The organism is Rhizobium sp. 05N49 (assembly GCF_056396805.1).
In genome coordinates this window covers 80,917-102,588 of sequence record NZ_JBFTME010000008.1, presented here as the reverse complement: position 1 = coordinate 102,588, position 21,672 = coordinate 80,917, and the positions used below count along the sequence as shown (strand labels likewise).

Sequence of the window (21,672 nt, the reverse complement as noted above, 5' to 3'; positions counted from 1 at the left end):
GATGACGAAGTCGTTTTGCAAATGCCGCCAGCCATGAATGCTTCGCTGCGACTGATGCCACAAACAGGGGCTGGAGCAACAGGGAATCCTGCTCCTACCCTAGCTCCTTGACCTAAATCCGTTGGGTTCGCATTGATGATATCTTGGCCAGACTGCGAGCAGCCTGGCTTGATGATAGATCCTGGATGAATGATGTCATCGGTGGCACTGCTTTCGATATGAGGACGAAAGCTGGCCGTCGACCATTTCACATGATGTCCAAGCCGACCCGCAAAAAGCACAGCGCCATGACCGTGTCATTGATCCAGTGGCACAGGCTTAGTGGGCCGTTCCCCCGCTAGGGCGAAGAAGCAAAGCCATAGCTCACGGAGCGATGCCGRCACGCAGTTTCAGCGCCAGATCCGGGCTGTCCGAGGTCAAGCTGCCGATGCCGCGTTCCAGCCAGTGGTGGATGCCGGGCTCGTCGTTGAGGGTCCAGACGCAGAGCCGTTCCATCGGCAGCCGGCTGCGGATCAGGTCCCATTCCGCTTCCATCAGCCCGTGATGGATGGCGATGATCTCCACCAGTTCGTCCACGCGGTCGATGAAGGCGGCAAGCCCGCCCTGCTTTTCGGCCCAGACGGCATTGACGGAAACGAGGCGCGAAACATCAGCCGCATGCAGGCGGCAATCCTCCAGCACCGACGTATCGAAGGAGGTCAGGTAGGAACGTTCGCCGACGCCGAAGCGCGAAAGCTCGGCTGCGACGCGTGCGGCGATATCAGGATAGGGCGTGCCGGTCTCGTCGATCTTGATCTCGACATGCAGGTCAATGCCCTTGTTTGCGGCAAGCACGCCGAGCACGTCGGCGAGCGTCGGGATCGCCTCGTCCGTACCTTTCAGCAGGGTCGCCTTGCGGGCCTCCACCGACAGGTCCTGCACCGGGCCAGCGCCTTCGGCAGTGCGCTCCAGTGTGGCGTCGTGGATGACGACGAGCTCGCCCGATCGCGTCAGGTGCACGTCGAATTCGATGGCGTCGACGCCCAGCGTGATCGCGTTGCGGAAACCAGTGAGCGAGTTTTCGGGCCAGAGGTTGCGGGCGCCGCGATGGCCGGTGATGAGCGTCATGGAAATTCCTTCAGTATATTGATTTCACAGCACTAGCGGATCGTCGGGTCGAGCTTGTCGCGCAACCAGTCGCCGACGAGCGAGATCGAAAGCGTCGTCAGCATGATCACGGCGGCGGGCGCCAGCATGATCCAGGGCGCTCGCGTCAGATATTCGCGTCCGAAGCCCACCATGTTACCGAGGCTGGTTTCGGGCGGCTGCACGCCGAGGCCGAGGAAGGAGAGCCCGCTTTCCATCAGGATGATTTCCGGGAATGTGAGGGTCATGGAAACGATCAGCGTCGAGGCAACGTTCGGCAGGATATGATGCAGGTAGACGCGCGAAGGCGTGGCACCGAGCTGCACCACAGCCGCCGCATAGCCCTGGGCGCCGGCGGAGATCGCAAGGCCGCGGGCGATGCGCGCATAGCGCTCCCAGCCGTAGAAACCCATGAGGCACACGAGCAGCAGCATGGAGGAACCGAAAAAGGCCAGCACTGCCAGCGACATAATGAGGAAGGGAAGAGCGGCCTGGAAATCGGCGAGCATCAGGACCAGATGCTCCACGAACCCGCGGAACCGCGCCGCGAGGAACCCGAGCAGTGTGCCGAAGAGCGCCGAGAGGATCGTCGCGCCGAAGGCGATGACGAGCGACACCCGGATCGACTGGATGAGGCGCGAAAGTACGTCGCGGCCGAGTTCGTCGGTGCCGAGCAGATGCTTAAGCCCGCCCGGCGCCGAAAGCCGGCTGCCGAGATCCATGGCGGTGATGTTGAACGGGCGGATATAGTCGGCAAACACGGCGGTCAAGACCATTGCCGCAAGCCACAGCAGACCGAAGGCCACCGACAGCGGGACGTTGCGGCGCAGGAAGGAGATGAGCCGGTTGGGCTTTCCGGAAGCCGGCGTTGCGGCGAGATCGACAGTAGCCATCGGTTTTCTCCTAATGTCCGGCCGCATGCGAACGAAGGCGCGGATCGAGCCAGCCGTAGAGCAGGTCGACGACGAGGTTCGATACGACCATGGCGACGGCGATGATCAGCAGGATGCATTGCACGACCGCGAGATCGCGATTGGTGACCGAGACTACCAGCAGGCGGCCGATGCCGGGCCAGGAAAAGATCGATTCCACCACGACTGCACCTGCAATCAGCGAACCGACCATGAAGCCGACGATTGTGACGATCGGCACTGCCGCATTGGGCAATGCATGGTTCCAGACCACGTCGCGCCATGTCAGCCCCTTGGCCGAGGCGGTGCGGATATAGGGCTGGCCCATCACCTCGATCATGGCGCTGCGCGAAAAGCGGGCGAGGATGCCGATGCCGCCGATGCTCATCGTCAGCGTCGGCAATATGCCGTGCATCCAGGTATCCTGCCCGCCCGAGGGCAGCCAGCCAAGGATGACCGAGAAGATCAGCACGAGCAGCAGACCCATGACGAAGGAGGGAATGGTAAAGCCAAGGACGGCAAGCAGGATGACGCCACGGTCGGAAAAACTCTGCCGGTGCAGCGCAGCATAGACGCCGGAGGGAATGCCGAAGATGAGCTTGAGGATGAGCGCCGGGATGGTCAATTGCAGCGTCGCCGGCACGCGTTCCAGCACGAGGTTCAGTGCGGACGCCTTGTCGCGCATCGAGACGCCGAAATCGCCGGTAAAGATCGACTTGATATAGGCGAGATATTGAATCCACAGCGGCTGGTCGAGGCCCCATGCCTTGCGGAAGGCATCGACCGCCTCCTTCGGCACATCAGGCCCGAGCATGACAGTTGCGGGATCGCCCGACATGCGCAGCACGACGAAGGCGAAGGTGACGACCGCCATGATGGTCAGGAGAGCACGGAACAGGCGCACGAGAACGAAACGGATCATGGACCCCCCCCCTATGCCGCGACCGGCGTGGTTTCGCCCGCCACGACATGGCAGGCCGCGGTACGGCCCCCGCCGATATCTTTGAGTTCCGGCACGACGGAACGGCAGATCTCCCGCGCCAGCGGACAGCGTGGGTGGAAGGCGCAGCCGGAGGGGCGGCTCGCCGGGTTCGGCGGCTCGCCCTGCAGGACGACACGGCCTTCGAGCGGCTTGCCGGGAACGGGCACGCTGGATACCAGCGCCTTCGTATAGGGATGCTGCGGGACGCGGAAGATAACGTCGGAAGAAGCCTCCTCGACGATGCGGCCGAGATACATGACCGCGACACGGTCGGCGATGTTGCGCACCACCTTCAGGTCGTGGCTGATGAAGACCATGGCGATGCCGTTTTTCTCTTGCAGATCGCGCATCATGTTGACGACCTGCGCCTGGATGGAGACATCGAGCGCCGACACCGGCTCATCGCAGACGAGCAGCTTCGGCCGCGACGCGAGCGCCCGGGCGATCACGGCGCGCTGGCGCTGGCCGCCCGATAGCTCGTGAGGATAACGATCGGCCTGGTCCGGGCGCAGGCCGACGGCCCTCATCAGTTCCGTCACCCGGTCAGTCTGGTGCTCTTTGGGAATGAGCTTGTGGATATCGAGCGGCTCGGCGATCTGCCTGGCAATCGTCACGCGGCGGTCGAGTGCGGCGAGCGGGTCCTGGAACACAAGCTGCATCCTCGCGCGCAGTGCCCGCCATTCCGCGGAGTTTCGCACCGGCATCGGCTGCCCCTGAAAGCGCACACTTCCTTGCTGCGCATCATCGATGCCGAGCAGCATCCGCCCGAGCGTCGATTTGCCGGAGCCGGATTCACCGACGATGCCGAGCGTTTCTCTCGCCACGACCGAGAGCGAAACGCCGTCGACGGCGCGTACCAGCGCCGGGCGGCCGAACAGCCCGTGACGGATCTGATAGATGCGGACGAGATCATGGGCTTCGATGAGCGGCGTCATTGCAGCAGGCCCTCGGCGATACGGGACGACCGGGTCTCGACGGCAGCCGCGACAGGAACCGGCCGTACGCAGGCGAGCTTGCGGCCGCCATCGAGCGAAACGAGCGGCGGCTGCTCGCTGCGACAGGCCTCGACGGCGCGCGGACACCGCGGCGAGAAGGAACAGCCCTCCGGCAGATGTTTCGGATTGGGAACGGTTCCGGGAATGGGGATCAGCCGTTCGCGGCCGCCGTCGAGGCGCGGAATGGCATCGAACAGGCCGCGCGTATAGGGGTGGCGCGGCTCGGAGAAGAGCTGTTCGACACTGCCCTCCTCCACGATGCGTCCGGCGTACATGACGCAGACGCGCTCGCAGACCTGGCTGACGGCGCCGAGATCATGGCTGATGAAAACGGTCGCCATGCCTGTTTCGGCACGCAGACGGATCAAGAGATCGAGGATCTGCGCCTGGATCGTCGCATCGAGCGCGGTGGTCGGTTCATCGGCAATCAGAAGGTCGGGCTGGCCGGCCAGCGCCATCGCAATCATCAGGCGCTGGCACTGGCCGCCGGAAAATTCATGCGGATAGAGATCGAAGCGGCGGCGCGAATCGGGAATGCCGACCATATCGATCAGCCGCAGCGCCTCGGCCTTTGCCGCCTCGCCGCGCAGGCCGCGATGGACCGACAACGCCTCGGAAATCTGCCGCCCGATGCGCAGCACCGGATTGAGCGAGCTGGACGGGTCCTGAAAGATCATGGCGATGCGGCTGCCGCGCACGCTTTCGAGCACCTCGCGCGATCCGCCGATGAGTTCGCGACCTTCGATTTGCACTGAGCCGGAAACGCGGGCCTTGCCGGGCAGCAGGCCGAGGGCCGCGAGCCACGTGACCGACTTGCCGCAGCCGGATTCGCCGACGAGGCCGAGCGCTTCGCCTTTGCCGACATCGAGATCGATGCCGTGGAGAACCTGCACGCCGTCGAAGGCGACCGTCAGGTCACGCAGTTCCACGAGATTGGAGCCGGTCGCGCCCATCTTTCATCCCCGCTTTTCGCTTGCACCAAAAAGACGATCTCCGGCAGCGCGTCAGCCGCCGGAGACCGGAGTGACGAACCGATCAGATCGACCAGTTTGCGGCGCGGAAGTCCATGGCGAAGGCCGGAGCGGCCTTCCACTTCAGCGAGGACTTCATGCCGGTGAAGACGGCATTCTGGTGCAGGACCTGATAGACCGGGTCCTCGCGCTCGCAGATTTCCAGCATGCGGGCGATGGCCTTCTTGCGCTGTGCACGGTCGGTGGAGGTTTCCATGACGACGGCGAGCTTGTTCATCTCCTCGTTCGTCCAGTCCTTCTTCTGCTGCACTTCGCCGTTCGGGCCGAACTGCACGATCATCGGCGTGATCGGATCGTTGATCGTGTTGGAGGCCGACCAGTCGCGCACGCCCTTGACACCTGCCGGGTCGTGGATCTGTGCCCAGTTTTCCTTCATCTCGATCTCGACGTTGAGGCCGACCTGCTTCCACATCTCGACCATGATCTGGCCGTTGGCCGTCTGGTTCGTGTAGTAGTTGTTGAGCAGGCGGTAGGGGATCGCATCGCCCTTGTAGTTGGCCTGCTTGAGGAGGTCCTTGGCGAGATGGGGATCGTAAGCCGGGGGCGCCCAGCCTTCGATGAACATATCACCGGTACGGAAGGATTCGAACTGCAGGCCGGCCGGGATGACCGTCTTGCCGGCCCAGAGTGCATCGATGATCGCCTGGCGGTCGATGGCATGGGTCATGGCACGGCGAACCAGCGGGTTGGCGAGGATCTCATTCTGGGTGTTGAAGACCGAAATGCGGTGGTTCCAGATCGTCGAGTTCTGGATCTCGTAACCAGGAGCGGCCTGAACGGCGGCGATCTGATCCGGCGGCAGGTCGCAGGCGAAGTCGTATTCGCCGGACAGCAGGCCGTTGACGCGCGAGGCGACCTCAGGAACTTCCACGAAGCGGATCTGCTCGAGCGGCGGGCGGCCGCCCCAATATTCGTCGAAGGCGACGAGCGTCAGCGAAACGTCCGGCTTGTACTCGGCGACCATGTAGGGGCCGGTCGTGATCGGCTTGCGCGACCATTCCGTGAAGGTTGCTGCTTCATCCCAGGCGCGGCGGTTGGTGATCTGGCTACCGCCGGAATAGAGGCGGCCTTCCAGCGTCACGTCGGGCGTGGCGTTGTGCAGGCGCACGGTGTACTTGTCGACGATCTCGATACCGGCGAGCGCCGGCCACAGGCGACGTCCGACGCCGGGAACGGTTGCGGGCAGTTCCTTGGCGGTCGCAGGCTTGTGGTCGGCTTCGAAAATGGTCTTGCCGCCGGCCGGTTCCGTGTTGCCGAATACGCGCTCCTTGGAGAAGGAGAAGGCGACATCCTCGGCGGTCATTTCGTCGCCGTTGTGGAACTTGACGCCCTGGCGCAGCTTCAGTTCGAGCGTCTTGTCGTCGATACGCTTCCATTCGGTCGCAAGACCTGGAACCGGGCCCTGGTTGCCCATCCAATCGCGCAGGATCAGGCCTTCCCAGAGGTTCGGGAAGAAGATGCGCTCGCCGACGTTCGACTGCTCGTGATAGACGTCGAGCGAATTGTTGTTGGTGATCTTCTGCACCGCGATGGTGATGGAAGGACGCTTTGCCTGGCTGAAAGCCATGCGCGGCAGAATGAGCGTGCCGGCGGTGGCGCCGAGCAGACCGAGCGCGCTGCGTCGATTGATCGATATCATCGGAAACTCCTTGTGTCTTGACCGGCGGGCCCCCGGCTCGCGGTCTTGGTTCTTAGGATCAGCTCCATGTCGCCTGATTGACGGCTTCATGAAGTTTCGGTTACAGCCGCCCGTCGCGGACGCCGCGAAGAGCCATTCCAGCGCGCGAAGCATCGGCCTGCGCGAGATTAGCCGGCGGTCTCCACCGCCGGATTCCTTGCAGGCCCGGCGGCATGAGCCGCCTCTTCCTTTGCGGATGATGAAGAGAGCGCTTCGAGAGCAATCGCCAGTTCCCCCGCCCCCTCGACCGTTTGCAGAGCGCCTGCCGCGTTCAGCGCCTCGTGGCGTCCGCTGCGCGGATCGGCCGGATCGACGAAGCCGATCGCCGCCATGCCGGCCGCCACGGCACCCGCGATCCCGAGCGCGCTGTCGTCGATGACAAGGCAGCGATGCGGCGCCACGCCGAGATTTTCGGAGCAGAGAAGGAACAGGTCAGGCGCAGGCTTGGGCCTCGCCACCATCTCGGCGCTGTAGATATGCGGGTCAAATTCCGCCCAGAGATCCAGAAGGCCGAGGCTGCGACGCAGCCTCTCCATGTCGCTGTTGGACGCGACGCATTTGCGCTGCCTCACATTCCGCACCAGCTCTTCGATGCCGGCCATCGGCCGCAGCGAACGGGAAAATTCCGCGTAGAGCGCGCTTTTTGCATCGGCGAAGACATGAGCCGGATCGGCAAGGCCGAGTTCCTCGCGACAGAGGCGGCCGGCCGCCTCGCCCGAAAGACCGGTGAAGCGACGGTGGACTTCGGCGTGGCTCAAGGGAACGCCGGCCCGCTGCAGAGCCTGTGCCAGCGCGCCGCTCGCCAGCGGCTCGCTGTCGATCAGTACGCCGTCGCAATCGAAGATCAGAAGTTCTATCGTCATGCAGACGGCATTACGTTACATATGTTACACCAGTGTGAAATATGTAACGTCGGGGCATGTAGGGCACATTTGGGATGGGGATTGATGGAATCGCATGAACTGAAAATCCGGGCGGCCTGGCTCTATCACGTCGAGGGGCTGACGCAGGCGCAGATCGCCGAGCGTATGTACCTCACCCGTCGCCGGGTAAACGAGTTCCTGGCCGCAGCCCTTGAGGAAGGCATCGTCAGGGTAAGCTTCACCTCGCCGCTTGCCGCCGGCATGGAGCTGGAATCGCGTCTGCAGGAACGTTTTGGCCTGGAGGCGGCAGTCGTCGTGCCCACCCCTGCCGATCCGCAGCTTCTGCACCAGGCGCTCGGCCGCGGCGCGGCTGCCTATCTCGACCGGCTGATCCAGGCCCGCAAGCCCCGCTCCATCGGGGTCGGCTGGGGCGCGACGCTGCGCGAGACCATTACTCACATGACGCCGGCAAGCGAGCCCGGGATCGAACTGCGCTCGATGATGGGCGGGCTGACGCGCGGCTCGGAGATCAACACGTTCGAGGTCGTGCGCGCCTTCGCGCAGGTTCTGAAGGCCCAATGCCACTATTTCGCGGCACCGATCTATGCCGAGAGCCCGCAATCGCGCGAGGCGATCATCACGCAATCGGTCTTCGAGCGCATCTTCCGCCAGACCTGCGAAGTGGATATTTCCTACCTGAGCGTCGGCGACGTAACCAGGCAGTCCCTGCAGGTGCGCTACGGCCTGCCGGCCGGAACCGACGTCGGTGACCTCATCGCTGTCGGCGCCGTCGGCGACCTGCTCGGCCGCTATATCGATGCCGAGGGCCGCCCAGTCCCCCACCCGCTGAACGCGCAGGTGCTGGCCCCCGACCTCGCCGACTATCGCAAGATCCCCTGCCGCATCGTCGCCTCGGGCGGCCCCCACAAACACGCCATCCTTAGCGCCACCGTGCGCGCCGGACTCGCAACCGTGCTGATCACGGATGAGGAGAGCGCAAGGGCGTTGCTGGCGGGCGGATGAGGTGAGGTGCGGCCTGCGTCTACGAGAGGCGACCGGCGCGCGCAGCCCCGATGCCTGTTCATCGCGAGAAGTGCCTCCACGTACCAGGGCGAGACAAGACGACGGTTTAGGAGGGCGGCACCTCGGCCCACTGCGAGAAGGTCGCTGCCTGGCCGAAATCCTGTCCGTCTGCGGTGCGAAGCTGCCAGACTATTCCATCTTCCATCCAGAACCGGCTCCCCGACTTTGTGACCCGCAATCCCCGATAGCCCGTCATAAATCCGTTGCGTGCCACCGCGTCGAGCAACGCCTGGCGCTCTGACCGCTCGCTTGGGCCAGCGGATAAACGCGACTGCAGCTTCACGAACTCACTCCAGCAGTACCCGAACCGCCTCTGTGCTGCACCATTGGCATAGACGAAGACCGGATCGGGCGCAGTATTATGGGCAAGAACCACAAACGGGGCATCGCCGTAGAGCCATTCAGGCCCCCGATCCCTGGGGAGAAGGTCTCGTCCGAGAAGGCGCCTGAAGCTCCCAGTGAGAAGCTCAAAGAATTCGGGATCGTTCGGGTTCAGTTCGCCGTTCAACTGCATCTCGTTTCCTTCTCAAGTCCGGCCGCTTCACGGGGCTTGTTCCGATCTAGTCACGGGATATGGCACCGATGCGGCAATCAGCATCGGCGGGAAGGACTTAATTCGGCAGGAGATAATTCTTGCGAATATAGGATGGCTTGAAGCCTGACTTCGTGAGGTTTCCGAAGGATATGTTCGGTTGTCCTTCTTCCGGTTTGGCTGTTTCCACCGCAAACAGCGAAACACCCTGAGCAAGGCCCTCGTTCAATCGCGCATTGATCAGCGCCTTTTGCGCACCGAGATTCCGATATTCGGCAAGCGTCGTTCCGACTCCCAGCCAGGCACATCCGTCCTCAACGAACATCGCCCCGGTTCCAATCGGCGTGCCGTCCAGTTCCGCAATGAAGCAGGCCCAGCCTTTCTTGGCGACCAGGGATGACCACAGTGGTTCAAGCGCCGTCGGAAAAGCAAAGCCTGCGCACATCAGCCTGCCGACAATCGGCGCGTCCTCGATATCGGCGAGCCGCGCCAGCACAGGCCCTTCGACGGGAAGCGGGGCGGATGGTGCTGGCCGCGTGAGTTTTGCCCAGGCGCCATCTTCGACCAGTTTCTGCTCCAGGATCCAGTCACGCAATTCGTTGGAGGCGGAGGTTTCGCTGATCTGAACATGCCGCCTGCCCGTTCTGGTCTTCATCCATTCGAATGCGACATTGAGTTCGTCTCTGCTATTCAAAGCAAGAATGCGATTGAGCCCAACCGCAGGAGCTGTAGGCAGCGAAATGGCGCAGCCTTGGGCCACCGGCAGGCAGGTAAACTCGACGCTGTCTTTAAAAGGTTGGGGCGTGACCCTCGCAAGATCGATGAAAGCCCTGGCCTCGATGACCTCTTCCCAGGCAATTCTGCCGCTTGAAATACTCAATTTACTTCCTCTTTTTCATCGACCGGTCGCCGAGAACTGCTGCGTATTTGCCCTGGACCGATCCTCCCGGTCCTTTCGAGAGCAGTATCGCGGGTGTTCAAATAACCTGTATCGCATTCACTGATAAAGTATGCATCCGATCAAGAAAGATAAGGCTGGGATTTAGAAGTCCAGACGGGCTGTTCAATTGCGCCGCAAAACGTACGGTGCGCAGTCACAACGCACAACCGTCAGAAATGGATGGACATGAGAGGATCCCTTGGGAACTGCCATCCCCTGCGGGACAAGGTGGGCTAGTAGCAGCCGATGGCGGGCGTCCAGAAACTCGGCACGGCCGAGAGCTGCCGTTTGCACACCTGCGGTAAAGCCGCGATTAACCAACCGATCTTCAGCGCGGGAACAAATTCCCGTTCGCGACGTTGTGGGGCTCGCGACAGGAGGAGGAAAAACGATGCCAAACACCCAATGGAGTGAGCCGGTCGAGATCCAGTTTGACAACGCCGGATCCCGGACCGTCAGAGGCCCGTTCGATGCGCTCATCTATCTCCATGACATGTGGCCGCGACGCACGGGAGCGAAATTCGTGAAGGCAAGCAACACCTGCAAAGGTGCCGTCGAAGGGCGCATCAGTGTGGAAACCGCAAGGGACGATTTTCTCGCCGCCGCCACAGAAGCGAAGCTGAGCACACATTAGGCCCAGGAGGCGCGCACATATGCGCGCGCCCACCTTTATTTCCGAGGAGAAGAGCTGCATGCGCGCCTTGCTGGTATCGTTGTTTACGTTGGCCRTAGCCGCCATTTCGACAGGCCCGGTCAATTCTGCCGACATGATTCAAAGTTATGAACGACCCCATGTCGCCAAGCATCGACCGAAGCCGATGGTTCGTGCGCGGTATGTGCAGCGTCGATGTCTCGATTGCACGGACATGATCGTGGAATACCGCTATATTCCACGCACGAATTTCGTGACCGTCTGCCATCGCCTGTAAGGCGTGCCCGGCTACAAAGTCCTGGCATCAGATTGGATAATGCCCCGGCTGCGATGCCACGGTAAGCCACCGCAGGTCGGTGAATTCGTTGATGCCGGCCTTGCCGCCGAAGCGGCCATATCCGGAGGCCTTCACGCCGCCGAACGGCATCTGTGCCTCGTCATGAACGGTCGGACCGTTCACATGGCAGATGCCGCTTTCGATCCGTCTTGCGACCTGCATCGCGCGGGTGGCATCCCGGCCGAAGACTGCGGCAGACAGGCCATACTCTGTATCATTGGCAACACGGACCGCCTCATCGACACCACGCACGCGCACCATGCAGGCAACCGGTCCGAAGCTCTCCTCGCCATAGATCCGCATCGACGGCGTCACGTGGTCGAGCACCGTCGCATCCATCAGTGTTCCGACTGCACGGCCACCTGCCAGCAGGCGTGCTCCCTTGGAAACCGCGTCCTCGATCAGGCCGTTGACGCGTTCCACCGCATCAAGACCGATCATCGAGCCGAGGGGCGAATTGCTCTGGCGCGGATCGCCGGCGACGAGCGTCGAGGCCTTGCGGGCGAACATTTCGGCGAACTCGTCGGCGACCGTCTCGTCGACGACAATCCTCTCGGTCGACATGCAGATCTGACCCTGGTTCATGAATGCGCCGAAGGCCGCGGCCTTCACCGCTTCCCCGATATCGGCGTCATCAAGCACCAGGAAGGGGGCCTTGCCGCCGAGTTCCAACAGCACGGGTTTCAGATGGCGCGCGGAAACCTCTGCAATCACCCTTCCAACGCGGGTCGAACCGGTGAAATTGACGCGGCGTACCGCCGGATGGGCGATCATCTTTTCGACAACGGTCGCGGCATCGGCAGGAGCATTGGTCACGACATTGACGACACCGTCACCAAGACCTGCTTCCTGCAATGTCTCGCCGATCAGGTGATGTGTCCTGGGGCAAAGCTCGGACGCCTTGAGGATAACGGTATTGCCGCAGGCAAGCGGCAGGGCGACTGCACGCACGCCGAGGATGACAGGAGCATTCCAGGGAGCGATACCGAGGACGACGCCGGCCGGCTGCCGCACGGCCATTGCCATCAGGCCCGGCTTGTCCGACGGGATGACCTCGCCACTGATCTGGGTGCACATGGCCGCGGCTTCCCTCAGCATGTTGGCGGCGAGATAGACATTGAAGCCTGCCCAGGCGGCAGTCGAGCCGGTTTCCTCGGCCATCGCGGCGATGAATTCGCCCGTGCGGGAATCCAGGAGGTCGGCAGCCTTTGAAAGGCGCTTGCGCCGTTCAGTCGGAGCGAGCGCCGACCAGGCCGGAAAGGCTGCAGCTGCTGCAACGACGGCCGCATGCGCATCGTCCAGCGTTGCCGCAGCGGCCGTGGTTGCCACCTGACCGGTAATCGGGTTCAGCCGTTCGAAAGTCACGCCGTTCGAGGCCGGCATGGTGCGGCCCCCAATGAGAAGCATCAGGTCTACCATCTCGTTCCCTTTCCGATATGCGCCTGCTGTCCCTCCCAAGGGATGGCGCGATGATGTTTGCTGGTTTCCGGCATATGCCGGGCTCATGCGAATCCGGCGCTCACGCCCGGCAATCGAAGTCTTTCACGGGAAGTTCCTCACCCTGCCGCCTGAATATCAGGTTCTCCTCGCAATCCAGTAGGAACCAATCCGCCACGAAATAGAATGGATATTTCTGGCAGTCTATTGTACTTTTTCCGAGAATTTGCCGAGCAACAACGGCAGCACTATCGTTTTAAGTTTCGAGGCAGACATGGCCGAAAGATCGGTTGATACGCCAGCTCTGTCTGTCATCGCGGCGGCGATTGCCGCCGGTCTCGGTAGCCAGACCTGGAGCCTGGGCACCCGTGACAGCCGCCCCTCCTACAGGGCCTTCTTCGTCTCCCGCGGCAAGGCGACATTGTTCATCGACGGGCAGGAGGAACTCGGGCTTGCAGCACCGGCATTGCTCTGGCTGCCACGACGGGTTGCGGGCAGATTCGTCCTTGCCGCCGGCGGTGAAGGAGCGATGCTGCTGGCCGCCGAAAATGTCGTCCACAGGACGGTCGGCGACAGTCCGGCTGCCGTCCAGCTGCACGACATGATCGAGCGGATCGTCGTCGCTCAAGGCGAAAACCTTGCCGGGCCTGCAGCAGACATCGGTCGCGCCTTCGCGGTGATGACCGAGGAAGGACAGCATCTTCTACCGGGAGGAACTGCCATCGTAAGCGCCTATCTCTCCGTGCTGCTATTGCGGCTCTGGCGAGCCTCCGGAGCTTCCTTGCCGACGACGTCTGGCACCGGGGCAATGACGCTGCAGCGGTTCCGGCAGATCGTCGAACTGCGCTATCGCGAGCAGCCGGCGATTGCCGATATCGCTCGCACCATGGGCATCACCTATGACCATCTGCATCGGGTCTGTATCGCCGGCGTCGGGAAAAGCCCCTTGGAACTGATCCACGAAAGGTTGATCGCCGAGGCGAAACTGCGGCTTGGGCAATCGCAGCAGTCGGTCGAGCAGATCGGCTTCGGGCTCGGTTTTCGCGATCCCGGCTATTTCAGCCGCTTCTTCAAGAACCGTGTCGGCGAGCCGCCAGGCGCCTACCGGCGCAAGATCGCCGCGCAGTCGGAGAAAGACCTCGTCCCGTCCTTTGCCGCCTGGCCGTGAGACACTCGCGACTGGGACGACGGCCGTTCAGAATTTCCGCAACTCACGCGTCAGCGTCTGGAACTGCCTGAAACCCTCATAACGCTTTGCGTGACGATCAGCGATCGCACCTTGCGCCGGCTCATAGGTCTTCTCAACGGCCGAGAGTTTCGTCATCGCCGCGCGCATATCGGAAAACAGACCGCCCGCGACGGCGCCGAGGATCGCCGCGCCCAGAAGGACAGGTTCCTCGGCCTTCGTCGCGATCACCGGCTTGCCGCTCGCATCGGCAAGCATCTGACGGACGAAATCATGCTGGCCGGCGCCGCCGCTGATCACGACGTTCTCGATGGTAACGCCGGCATCGGCCTGGGTGTTGATGATCTGTCTCAGGCCATAACCTATGCCGCAAAGACCGGCGATGTAGAGCGCGACCAGACTGTCGATATCCCTCTCCATGTCGAGGCCGGCGATGACGGCGCGGGCATGCGGATCGGCAAAGGGTGCGCGATTGCCGAGGAATTCGGGAACGACATGCAGGCCTGCGACAAGCTCGACGGCATCGGAGGAGCGCCCTGCCTTCCGCACCGCCATGTCTGCCAACAGGGCCGGCAGCGGAACACCCGCACGTTTCGAAAGCTCTCGCGCCTCGCTGGCAGCCGGATGGAAAGAGAGCAACTGATCGATGGCCGCGCCTGCCGCACTCTGGCCGCCCTCGTTCAACCACATGCCCGGCACCATGGCCGAAAAATAGGGACCCCAGACGCCCGGAACGAAGGCCGGCTGCGATGTCGATGTCATGGTGCAGGACGAGGTGCCGAAGACGTAGCCGAGATTGGCCTGCGGGCCGGCGCCGATCCCGACCGTTCCAATACCGCCGGCATGTGCATCGATGAGACCGGCGGCAACCGCCGTTCCCGGCAGGAGACCAAGTTCACCGGCCGCAGCCGCGGTCAGTCCCTGGCCGAGTGCCGAACCCGGCTCGACGATCGATTGCCCGATACGGGTAAAACCTTCGTCGGCCAGTACGCCGAGGCCGATCTGGTGGAAATAGGAGGCATCCCAACGTTTCTCGTGGGCGAGATAGGTCCACTTGCACGTGACCGTGCAGGTCGAGCGCGACAGGTCGCCGGTTGCCCGCCAGGTCAGGAAATCAGCGAGATCGAAGAACTGCCAGGCGGCATCGAATACCTGCGGCCGGTTTTCCTTCAGCCAAAGCAGTTTCGGCGTTTCCATCTCGGGCGAGATACGTCCGCCGACATAACGCAGCACGTCATGACCGAGCGCGTTGATGCGCTCCGCCTGCGGAACGGCGCGATGATCCATCCAGACAATGATGTCCCGGTTCGGATCTTCCGAAGGACCGACGGGCAGTGGTCCGCCACCTTTGCCGAGCACGACCAGCGAGCAGGTCGCGTCGAAACCCAGGCCGGCAACCGAAGCCGGATCGACACCGCTTGTCGCCACGATTTCGCGAACGGCGGCACAGACCGCTGCCCAGATTTCGGTGCTCGATTGCTCGACGATCGAACCGGCCTCGTGGAAGAGCGTGATATCCCGCTTGGCGGATGCAAGCATCCGGCCATCAAGGTCGAACAGGCCCGCACGGGCGCTGCCGGTGCCGACATCGACGCCGATAACATGTTTGGCACCCGCTGGTGGCGTGCGTGAAGTGTCGCTCATGATCTCTCGTTTCAAATCGGCAGTTTCAGGTTCTAGAGCAATCCGGAACCGGACCTGTCAACCTCAGAGGTCGACGCTGTTCGGCAGGATCACCAGATCGCGGACGGTGACGTTGCGCGGCCGCGATAGCATGAAGAGCACGGCCTCGGCCACTTCCTTCGGCTGCATCAGGCTGCCGTTGGCGAGCGCCTCTTCCATCTTGGCTTTCGGCCAGTCATCCAACAGCGCGGTGACGACCGGTCCCGGCAATACGGCGCCGACGCGCACGCCATGCTGTGCGACCTGGCGGCGGGTCGAATGGACGAAGGCCTGAACGGCAAATTTCGAGGCGGTATAGATCGGCTCCCAGACCACCGGCACGACGCCGGCGATCGAGCTTGTAAACAGGATATCGCCGGACTTCTGCTCGATCATGTGCGGCAGCACGGCGTGGACCGAGCGGAAGGCAGCATTGATATTGAGGTTGAGCATCCGGTCCCAGGCATCCGGATCGCCTTCGGCGACCGGCCCGCCGATATAGGCGCCGGCATTGGCGTGGAAGACATCCAGCCGGCCAGCGGCTTCCAGGATGCGCGGCAACATGCCGGAGACCTGCGGGCCGTCGAGAAGATCGACGACGAGCGGCAGGGCGCCCTTACCGATCTCCTTGCAGAGCGACTCGAGCTTGTCCTTGGCACGGTCAATGAGCACGACGGTTGCGCCTTCGGCATGAAGCGTACGGGCGCATTCCAGCCCAATGCCAGATGCCGCACCGGTAATGGCGGCAACCTTGCCTTTCATGAGATCAGTCACGTGAATACTCCTTGAGAATGCGGGTCAGGCGCGGCCGTGGCTGACACGGGACCGGCGGGCAAGCGAATCGACGATGACGGCGATGGCAAGAACAGCACCTGTTATCATGTAGCGCAGCGACGAGCTGAGATTGAGCAGCGTCAGCCCGTTGGAAATCGCTTGGATGACAATAATGCCGAGCAGAGCCGAATAGGCGCTGCCGCGCCCGCCGAACAGGCTGGTACCGCCGATGACCGCCGCCGCAATGGCGTTCAGGTTCACATCGCCGGTGCCGGCCTGCTGGCTGGAGGAGGCAAGTCGCGAGGCCGACAGGATGCCGCCGATCGTGGCAAGCGTCGAGCAAAGCACGAAAGCGCTGAGATAGATGCGACGCACATTGATGCCGGCGCGGCGCGCCGCTTCGCGATTGCCGCCGACGGCAAACATCGAGCGTCCCCATTTTGTGCGCGTCAGCGCGTAGTTGAGGATGACGGCGATGGCGACGAAGAGACCGAACATCCACGGCACGCCACGGCCGAGATTGAGATAATAAACGGCAAATTCCAGCGCGGCAGTGAGCACGATCGCCTTGATCGCGAGAGCGCCAACCGGTGGCGAGGAGAGATTCGAGGCCTGGCGCTGGCGGCGCTTTCGCATTTCATTGACGACAAGGACCACGCCCGGCAGCAGGGCAAGCACGTAGGACAGCCAGTCCGGCATGACGAGGATCTGGCCGAAACGGACGAGCGGCGAGGCGTAAGGCAGATTGATGCTGCCGGTTGGTCCTAGGATATAAAGCTGCATGCCGAGCAGCGCGAGCAGGCCGGCCAGTGTGGCGACGAAGCTCGGCATGCCGAGCCTGTTATAGAGAACCGCGTAGAGCGCGCCGACGATAATGCCGGCAACGATCGCGACCAGGATCGCCAGAGGAATCGGCCAGCCCATGTTGACCCAAAGCACGCCGAGGATGGCAGAGGAAAGACCGCTCATCGAACCGACGGAGAGATCGATTTCTCCGAGCATCAGCACGCAGACGATGCCGAGCGAGATAACGCCGACGGTGGCGCAGTCGAACAGCAGATTGACGAGGTTGTTCGGCGCCAGAAACACCGGATTGAGCAGCGAGAAGACCGTCGAGATGACGATCAGGCCGACAAAAACCGGCAGCATGCCGAGATCGCCCGAGCGTACGCGGTCGAAGAAGGCCTTGACCATGCCCGTAATGTTGTCGTCGTGGCGGACGCGCTCGTCGCTGCGGTCAAGGGTAGCCGGCTGGCGGATAGTCTCTGACATCTTCTGGCTCATGCGGGCCTCCCGCTGGTTTCATGGGCAGCACCCGTCTTGCGCTCGATGCGCCGGGAGACGGCGTTTTCGGTGGCGCCGGTGATGGCGGCGACGAGTTCCTGATTGGACGAATCCGGCGTGAAGACGCCATTGTTGCGCCCAAGGCGCAGCACGACGATGCGGTCCGCCACGGCGCGCACGTCTTCCATATTGTGGCTGATGATGATGACACCGAGGCCGCGTTCGCGGACGCGCTCGATCAGGTTCAGCACCTCCGCAGTCTGGGCGACACCGAGCGCTGCGGTCGGTTCGTCCAGCATGATGATCTTCGGATCGAGCAACAGCGAACGCGCGATGGCAACCGTCTGGCGCTGACCGCCGGAAAGCGAGGCGATCGGCTCGCGCACCGAGGGGATGCGGGCGGCAAGTTCCCGGAGCAAAGTCCAGGCTCGCACTTCCATGGCCACTTCGTCGAGGCCCCACGGAGAGATTTCATGGCCGAGGAAAAGATTGGCGACGACGTCGAGGTTTTCGCAGAGCGCGAGATCCTGGAAGACAGTGGCAATGCCGAGTTCCAGCGCCTTGCCGGGACTGTCGAGCGTGACGTTCTGGCCGCAGAACTCGATCGTTCCGGACGAAGGCTGGTGCACGCCCGCCAGGACCTTGATCAGGGTCGACTTGCCGGCACCATTGTCACCGACCAGCGCCACGACCTCGCCGGCCTTCACGTCCAGTTCGATGTCGGTCAGCGCCGACACGGCGCCGAAATTTTTGGAAATATTGCTCAACCGGAGGATCGTCTGACCCTTCTCCGGCATATCCTTCAGATCCCTGCTCATGGGGCAGTCCTTCTTGCCATAGGGGCATCCGGCCGCGACGGGCGCGGCCGGAGTTCACTCAACCGCGTTTAGTTGGTAATGCCAAGCTTCTTGCAGCCTTCGGCATATTCACCGGTGCAGATCTGCTCGGGCGTCTGGATCTTCTTGTCGAAGATTTCTGCCTTGATGTTCTCTGCCGTCACGACGGCAGGGATGAACAGCTGAGACGGCGTATTGTAAAGCGTCGTCTTGGCTTCCGGCTTTTCTCCCTTGATCATCTGCACCGCAACATTGGCAGCGGCTGCCGCGACGATTTCCGATGGCTTGGAAATCGTGTTGTACTGATCTCCGGAAATAACCAGCTGAAGCGCTGCAATCGTCGCGTCATTGCCGGTGACCGGGGGAACCGGCTTGACACCGGCGGCCTTGAAGGCGGCAATCGCGCCACCGGCCGTGCCGTCATTGGCGGCGACCACGCCCTTGATGTCGGCGCCAAAGCGGGTGATCTGGCCGGCAGCCCATTCCTGTGCCTTCGGCGGCGCCCATTCCGGGGTGTCATACTCGGCAAGCGTCTTGTATGCCGATTCCTTCAGACCGCGATGGATACCATCCCGGATCAGGCCTGCGGCCGCATCGGTCGGCGAGCCGTTGATTTCGAGCACGCCCGCGCCATCGGCAACGCCGGCAGCCTTCAGGTGTTCGACAAGCGATTTGGCGATGGCATAGCCGATGCCTTCATTGTCGAAGGAGACGTAGTAGTCAGCAGGCTTGTCCGGAATCGGGCGGTCATAAGCGATGACCTTGACGTCCTGCGACTGGGCGATCTCGACGAGACCAGCGGCGGCGGCAGAATCGACGGGGTCGAGCACGACGACCTTGGCGCCCTGGGCTATCACCGAGTTGAACTGCTGCTGCTGCAGCGAGGCGTCGGCGTTGGCGTTCTGATAGATGACCGTGCACTTCGGGCACAGCTTTTCCATCTCGGCCTTGAAGCCGGGGAAATCGTGCTGCTCATAACGTGTGGATGCCTGGTCAGGCATCAGGAAAGCGACGGTCGCAGCTTCCTGAGCTGAAGCCGCACCGGCAAGCCCCATGAAAACTGTCACGGATGCCATGAGCAAATTGCGATAATTCATTTTCTCCTCCTTGGTGTGATCGAAAGACAGGACCAGGCATTGCTGGAAGTCACTGCGGTTTGCCCGCTCGCCGCTCTCGCCGCCATAAAACCGGCGAGCAAAGCGCCCCTGCAAAAGGACAGCCTCTCCGCAGCCCCTTAGAAATACCTCCCTGTACCGGCCGATTAACCGGTTGTATCATCGATTGCGCAAGCTTGCTCAATCGATGAAGCAAGAATTGCCACTTCCGCAGATTGATGTCAAGTTACCGTCAAACGGAGAAGGCATTTTGAATCAGGTGAAGCAGACGAAGAGGACGACGATCTATGATCTGGCGGAGCTTGCCGGCACATCGGCCAGCGCCGTCAGCGCCGTGCTCAATGGCAACTGGAAGAAGCGCAGGATCAGCAGCCAGCTTGCCGAAAAGATCATCCGGATCGCCGAGGAGCAGGGGTATGCGCTGAACATGCAGGCGAGCCTGCTGAGGCGCGAAAAATCCCATATTATCGGCATGATCGTGCCTAAATACGACAACCGCTATTTCGGATCGATCGTCGAACTCTTCGAAGACATGGCACGTGCGCGCGGCCTTTTTCCGATCATCACCTGTACACGCCGCGACCCGCAGCTGGAGGTCGAGGCGGCGCGCACCATGCTCTCCTACCAGGTCGAATGCCTGATCGCGACGGGTGCGACCGATCCCGACCGGATCACTGAAATGTGCGCGGCGGCCGGCGTGCGCAGCTTCAACCTCGACCTTCCAGGCGCGCTTGCCCCTTCGGTCATCTCGGACAATTTCGCCGGCGCGCGGGAACTGACACGCCGGATCCTGAAAAACAGCGAGCAAAGGCTCGGCAGGATGGAGCCGCTGCTCTTCATTGGCGGGCGCGGCAGCGACCACAACACGGCCGAGCGCATCCGCGGCTTTCGCGCTGCGCATGAGGATCTCGGTGTCGCCGTGCACGAGGAGAATATACTCGCCTGCGGTTATGCCCCTGAAAAGGCCGAAAAAGCGTTGGACGAGCGCGCGCTGCGCGGCAATGCCCTACCCAAAGGCATGTTCGTCAACTCGACGATCTCGCTCGAAGGTGTCATGCGTTGGATCCGCCGCTCAGGCCATCTCGACGACCGCAGCCTTGTGCTCGGCTGTTTCGACTGGGACCCTTTTGTGACCCTGCTCGGCAATGGCATCGAGATGGTGCGCCAGGACGTGCCGGGCATGTTGAACAAGGTTTTCGAGCTCATCGAATCCGGTGCCGACAAGCCTGTCGTCATCCAGGTGCCACCGCTCATTCCGGAAGCGCAGGAAGCCTAGGCAGCGCTGTCCGCTGCGGGCCAGGCGACGATCCTGTCGGCGAGGTGCTGACAGAAATCTCCAACAATCTGTTGCTTTAAGGTAAGCGTCGACTTTCGCAATACCCTTGTTTTAGGGATGTTGACGCCGGGAAAGTCGCTCTCTATGGGAAGCCGTCGACCCAGTGCGGCGGCAAAAACAGGCGTTCGGTCATACGAGGTGACCGGACGCCTTTTCTGCGGGGAAACAGGCCTACTTCACCGCTTCGGGAGTGAAGCGCGCGTAGAGCGCGTGGCGATTTCCGGGATAGACGAAGCGCACATGCGTTACCGGTCCGGACTTGTTCCAGGTACGTCGTTCGATGACGAGGCAAGCAGTTGCCTCGGGGATGGAAAGCATGGCGCCTTCCTCTTGATCGACACCAACTGCAAATATCTTATGCTCCGCCGCACTCCACGGAACCAGGCTCAGAAGCCACGGGCCTGGGGCCGTTTCCTCGAAATCCTCGTCCGCTGCTTCCGGCACGGTTTGAAGATTGATCAACCGCTTTTCCAGGCAGAAAGGCTTCGATCCGGCATAGTGCGTGCAGATGACTTCGATCAGGCTTGAATTTTGCTGGAGGTCCAGCATCTGGCGATCCTGCGATTGCGCCTTTCTGCGCACGCGTTTCGCGACCTTGTACGAATAGGCGAGATTGAGGGATTGAACCTCCGCCTTGATATCGTGGATCTCGAGCACCGCGGCCTGGGCTTGCGGCTGCATGACGAAGCTGCCGGATTTCTTGCGGCGCTCGATGAGCCCGGCCTTCACCAGCTGGGTCAGGGCCTTGTTTACCGTCATGCGGGAGCAATCGTATTGCTTGGTCAGCTCCACTTCGAAGGGAATGCGGTAGCCCGGCGGCCATTCGCCCGAAACGATACGGCCCTCGATATCACTGAGGATACGCTGATGTAAGGTCGTTTCCTTGGGTTCATTCATCATTACGCTCCGGCTT

General features: G+C 62.2%; 21 protein-coding genes. 5 read left to right on the top strand and 16 right to left on the bottom strand.

The window, feature by feature from the left end:
• Window positions 1-363: 363 nt before the first annotated feature.
• The 7 genes from AC1DF8_RS17620 to AC1DF8_RS17590 form a co-directional block, all read right to left on the bottom strand.
• On the bottom strand, window positions 364-1,107 hold the full coding sequence (locus tag AC1DF8_RS17620; protein ID WP_478154289.1) for a glycerophosphodiester phosphodiesterase family protein: 744 nt from the start codon (window positions 1,105-1,107) through the stop codon (window positions 364-366).
• Window positions 1,108-1,139: 32 nt separating this feature from the next.
• Complete coding sequence (locus tag AC1DF8_RS17615) at window positions 1,140-2,018, bottom strand: ABC transporter permease (protein WP_112969649.1); 879 nt, start codon at window positions 2,016-2,018, stop codon at window positions 1,140-1,142.
• Window positions 2,019-2,028: 10 nt separating this feature from the next.
• Complete coding sequence (locus tag AC1DF8_RS17610; protein ID WP_113115551.1) at window positions 2,029-2,958, bottom strand: ABC transporter permease; 930 nt, start codon at window positions 2,956-2,958, stop codon at window positions 2,029-2,031.
• Between the two features lie 11 nt (window positions 2,959-2,969).
• Entirely contained in the window at window positions 2,970-3,953 is a 984-nt protein-coding gene (locus AC1DF8_RS17605; RefSeq protein WP_478154288.1) for an ABC transporter ATP-binding protein, read from the bottom strand.
• A complete protein-coding gene (locus tag AC1DF8_RS17600; protein WP_478154287.1) occupies window positions 3,950-4,966 on the bottom strand; it encodes an ABC transporter ATP-binding protein in 1,017 nt (338 codons plus the stop codon). The genes AC1DF8_RS17605 and AC1DF8_RS17600 overlap by 4 nt, the downstream gene beginning before the upstream one ends.
• Window positions 4,967-5,048: 82 nt before the next feature.
• Entirely contained in the window at window positions 5,049-6,683 is a 1,635-nt protein-coding gene (locus AC1DF8_RS17595) for an ABC transporter substrate-binding protein (RefSeq protein WP_478154286.1), read from the bottom strand.
• A 167-nt stretch (window positions 6,684-6,850) separates the two neighbouring features.
• Window positions 6,851-7,585: an HAD family hydrolase gene (locus AC1DF8_RS17590; protein WP_478154285.1), complete on the bottom strand. Its 735-nt coding sequence runs from the start codon at window positions 7,583-7,585 to the stop codon at window positions 6,851-6,853.
• Window positions 7,586-7,669: 84 nt separating this feature from the next.
• On the opposite strand from AC1DF8_RS17590, the gene AC1DF8_RS17585 reads away from it, so the two are divergent.
• On the top strand, window positions 7,670-8,608 hold the full coding sequence (locus AC1DF8_RS17585) for a sugar-binding transcriptional regulator (RefSeq protein WP_183886869.1): 939 nt from the start codon (window positions 7,670-7,672) through the stop codon (window positions 8,606-8,608).
• A gap of 106 nt (window positions 8,609-8,714) precedes the next feature.
• Here AC1DF8_RS17585 and AC1DF8_RS17580 read toward each other — a convergent pair whose 3' ends face one another.
• Together AC1DF8_RS17580 and AC1DF8_RS17575 are read right to left on the bottom strand one after the other, a co-directional pair.
• Window positions 8,715-9,182 carry an MEKHLA domain-containing protein gene (locus AC1DF8_RS17580; protein WP_112969642.1) on the bottom strand — a complete coding sequence of 156 codons (468 nt, stop codon included), beginning with the start codon at window positions 9,180-9,182 and terminating at the stop codon, window positions 8,715-8,717.
• Window positions 9,183-9,279: 97 nt separating this feature from the next.
• Window positions 9,280-10,080 (bottom strand): GNAT family N-acetyltransferase, encoded by an 801-nt coding sequence (locus AC1DF8_RS17575; protein ID WP_478154284.1) that lies wholly within the window; start codon window positions 10,078-10,080, stop codon window positions 9,280-9,282.
• Window positions 10,081-10,531: 451 nt separating this feature from the next.
• On the opposite strand from AC1DF8_RS17575, the gene AC1DF8_RS17570 reads away from it, so the two are divergent.
• A complete protein-coding gene (locus AC1DF8_RS17570) occupies window positions 10,532-10,774 on the top strand; it encodes a DUF982 domain-containing protein (protein WP_113211058.1) in 243 nt (80 codons plus the stop codon).
• Window positions 10,775-10,793: 19 nt separating this feature from the next.
• Window positions 10,794-11,069, top strand: coding sequence for a hypothetical protein (locus AC1DF8_RS17565; RefSeq protein ID WP_478154283.1), 276 nt, complete (start codon window positions 10,794-10,796; stop codon window positions 11,067-11,069).
• A gap of 27 nt (window positions 11,070-11,096) precedes the next feature.
• Here the strand turns inward: AC1DF8_RS17565 and AC1DF8_RS17560 are convergent, their stop codons facing one another.
• Complete coding sequence (locus tag AC1DF8_RS17560) at window positions 11,097-12,548, bottom strand: aldehyde dehydrogenase (protein WP_183886713.1); 1,452 nt, start codon at window positions 12,546-12,548, stop codon at window positions 11,097-11,099.
• A 292-nt stretch (window positions 12,549-12,840) separates the two neighbouring features.
• Here AC1DF8_RS17560 and AC1DF8_RS17555 point away from each other — a divergent pair, with 292 nt between their 5' ends.
• Window positions 12,841-13,734, top strand: coding sequence for a helix-turn-helix domain-containing protein (locus tag AC1DF8_RS17555; RefSeq protein ID WP_478154282.1), 894 nt, complete (start codon window positions 12,841-12,843; stop codon window positions 13,732-13,734).
• A gap of 27 nt (window positions 13,735-13,761) precedes the next feature.
• Here AC1DF8_RS17555 and AC1DF8_RS17550 read toward each other — a convergent pair whose 3' ends face one another.
• The 5 genes from AC1DF8_RS17550 to AC1DF8_RS17530 form a co-directional block, all read right to left on the bottom strand.
• Window positions 13,762-15,396 carry an FGGY-family carbohydrate kinase gene (locus tag AC1DF8_RS17550; RefSeq protein ID WP_478154281.1) on the bottom strand — a complete coding sequence of 545 codons (1,635 nt, stop codon included), beginning with the start codon at window positions 15,394-15,396 and terminating at the stop codon, window positions 13,762-13,764.
• Window positions 15,397-15,459: 63 nt separating this feature from the next.
• Window positions 15,460-16,188, bottom strand: a complete 729-nt coding sequence (locus tag AC1DF8_RS17545; RefSeq protein WP_478154280.1) for an SDR family oxidoreductase — start codon at window positions 16,186-16,188, stop codon at window positions 15,460-15,462.
• Window positions 16,189-16,212: 24 nt separating this feature from the next.
• Window positions 16,213-17,472 carry a sugar ABC transporter permease gene (locus tag AC1DF8_RS17540; RefSeq protein WP_018115385.1) on the bottom strand — a complete coding sequence of 420 codons (1,260 nt, stop codon included), beginning with the start codon at window positions 17,470-17,472 and terminating at the stop codon, window positions 16,213-16,215.
• On the bottom strand, window positions 17,469-18,290 hold the full coding sequence (locus AC1DF8_RS17535) for an ATP-binding cassette domain-containing protein (RefSeq protein ID WP_018115386.1): 822 nt from the start codon (window positions 18,288-18,290) through the stop codon (window positions 17,469-17,471). The genes AC1DF8_RS17540 and AC1DF8_RS17535 overlap by 4 nt, the downstream gene beginning before the upstream one ends.
• A 68-nt stretch (window positions 18,291-18,358) precedes the next feature.
• The gene (locus AC1DF8_RS17530; protein ID WP_029616506.1) at window positions 18,359-19,405 is read right to left on the bottom strand and encodes an ABC transporter substrate-binding protein; all 1,047 of its coding nucleotides are present in this window, start codon (window positions 19,403-19,405) and stop codon (window positions 18,359-18,361) included.
• 268 nt (window positions 19,406-19,673) lie between these two features.
• Here AC1DF8_RS17530 and AC1DF8_RS17525 point away from each other — a divergent pair, with 268 nt between their 5' ends.
• On the top strand, window positions 19,674-20,699 hold the full coding sequence (locus AC1DF8_RS17525; protein ID WP_018115388.1) for a LacI family DNA-binding transcriptional regulator: 1,026 nt from the start codon (window positions 19,674-19,676) through the stop codon (window positions 20,697-20,699).
• 231 nt (window positions 20,700-20,930) lie between these two features.
• Here AC1DF8_RS17525 and hutC read toward each other — a convergent pair whose 3' ends face one another.
• On the bottom strand, window positions 20,931-21,656 hold the full coding sequence (hutC, locus tag AC1DF8_RS17520; protein ID WP_029616507.1) for a histidine utilization repressor: 726 nt from the start codon (window positions 21,654-21,656) through the stop codon (window positions 20,931-20,933).
• Window positions 21,657-21,672: the final 16 nt, after the last annotated feature.